Source organism: Actinoplanes palleronii, assembly GCF_016862315.1.
Taxonomy (GTDB): domain Bacteria; phylum Actinomycetota; class Actinomycetes; order Mycobacteriales; family Micromonosporaceae; genus Actinoplanes; species Actinoplanes palleronii.
On sequence record NZ_BOMS01000222.1, the window covers coordinates 1 to 1,349 of the forward strand.

Annotated in this window: 1 protein-coding gene; it reads right to left on the reverse strand. The window is 69.4% G+C overall.

What is annotated here, in order from left to right:
- Positions 1-15 precede the first annotated feature (15 nt).
- Positions 16-1,230, reverse strand: coding sequence for an ISAs1 family transposase (locus Apa02nite_RS50705; protein ID WP_203831576.1), 1,215 nt, complete (start codon positions 1,228-1,230; stop codon positions 16-18).
- Positions 1,231-1,349 lie beyond the last annotated feature (119 nt).

A 1,349-nucleotide genomic window follows, 5' to 3' on the forward strand; every position in this document is an offset into this window, starting at 1 on the left:
ACGGCCGTTTCAACATCATCCGGTGAGGCCGAGGATGGTGAATGGCCTGGTCATTTCGCGGTTGGCCCAGCGGGTGGCTTCGGTGATGTTGGTGCGGCCGGCCAGGCGTAGGGCGTTGATGGCGAGGTTTCGGAGGGAGGCCAGGACGCGGGGTCCGGAGCGGGTGCGGATACGGGAGTGGTCCTCGCGGTAGCAGGTGTCGCGGATGAAGTGCAGGGTTTCGATGGCCCACTGGCCACGGTTGAACGCGGCGATCTCGGCCGGTCCGGCGGCCTCGGCGGGGTGGCTGGTGACGCCCAGTTGCGCTGCGGCGGACTGTTTGCCGTCGCTGCCGGTGATGTAGCGTTCGATCAGCCAGACCTGGTTGACGTGCGGAAACGGCAGGCCGGGCGGGGCGGGCAGGACCCGGATGGTGCGGCGGGTGCTGCGGCCGTGGCCGGTCTCGGTGCTCTCGTGGCCGATCGCGGTGGTGGCCCAGGGCAGGGCGTCGAGGGCGGCGAACAGGGCTGCCCGGTTCTCTTTGACCGGCAGCACGAAGTGGCCGCCTTGCTGGTGGATGAGGTCGGCGGTGGCCTTGACGGTGTGCAGGGCGTCGGCGGTCACGGTCACCTCACGCAGATCGAGGGTTTCCAGCAGAGCGCGGGCGGTTTCTGGTTCGCGGGTCTTGGCCCCGTCGGTCGGTGCCTGGGCGATGATGACGGCGGCCGGGTCCGGGCCGGGCGTACCGGCCAGGGCGGACAGCAGGTGCAGTTGTTCGCCGTCGGTGTTGACGGCGCCGCGGACGGTCTTGCCGTCCAGGCGTACCTGTGCCGGTGTATCGCTGCTGGTGGGAACCTGTTCGCCGGTGCTGGTGCGCTGGGCGGTGGTCCACTCGGCGATCACCGCGTCCAGGACGTCACCGTCGGTGTCGGTGCAGACGCGCCAGAGCGTCGAGCGTGACGGCCGCCCGGCGGGCCGGGCCTCGACTCGCAGGTACAGGCTGTCGAGGATGTCGGTGGGGACGTCGGCGACCCAGCCGCTGATCGCGGTGTAGCCCTTCAACCCGGCTACCGTGGCCGCCGCGACCAGCGCGAGCACCACCGCGACCGGATGATCACGGCCCTGACCGCAACGGCCGTCGCCGACGGCGAGCAGCAGGTCGAGCAGACCGTGACACGAAGGCGTGAACGACGTCCCGTCCGCGACGGCCGACGATGCTGAATCGGGTGGCGAGATGGCAGACTGCGGCACGACGAAGCTCCGTTTGCACCAGATCCGTGAGAAGACCTGGTCTCAACGGGGCTTCGTCCATATCCGACACGCCGACGCGGGCATTGTCACTCACCGCCACTATCGATCATGAAACGGCC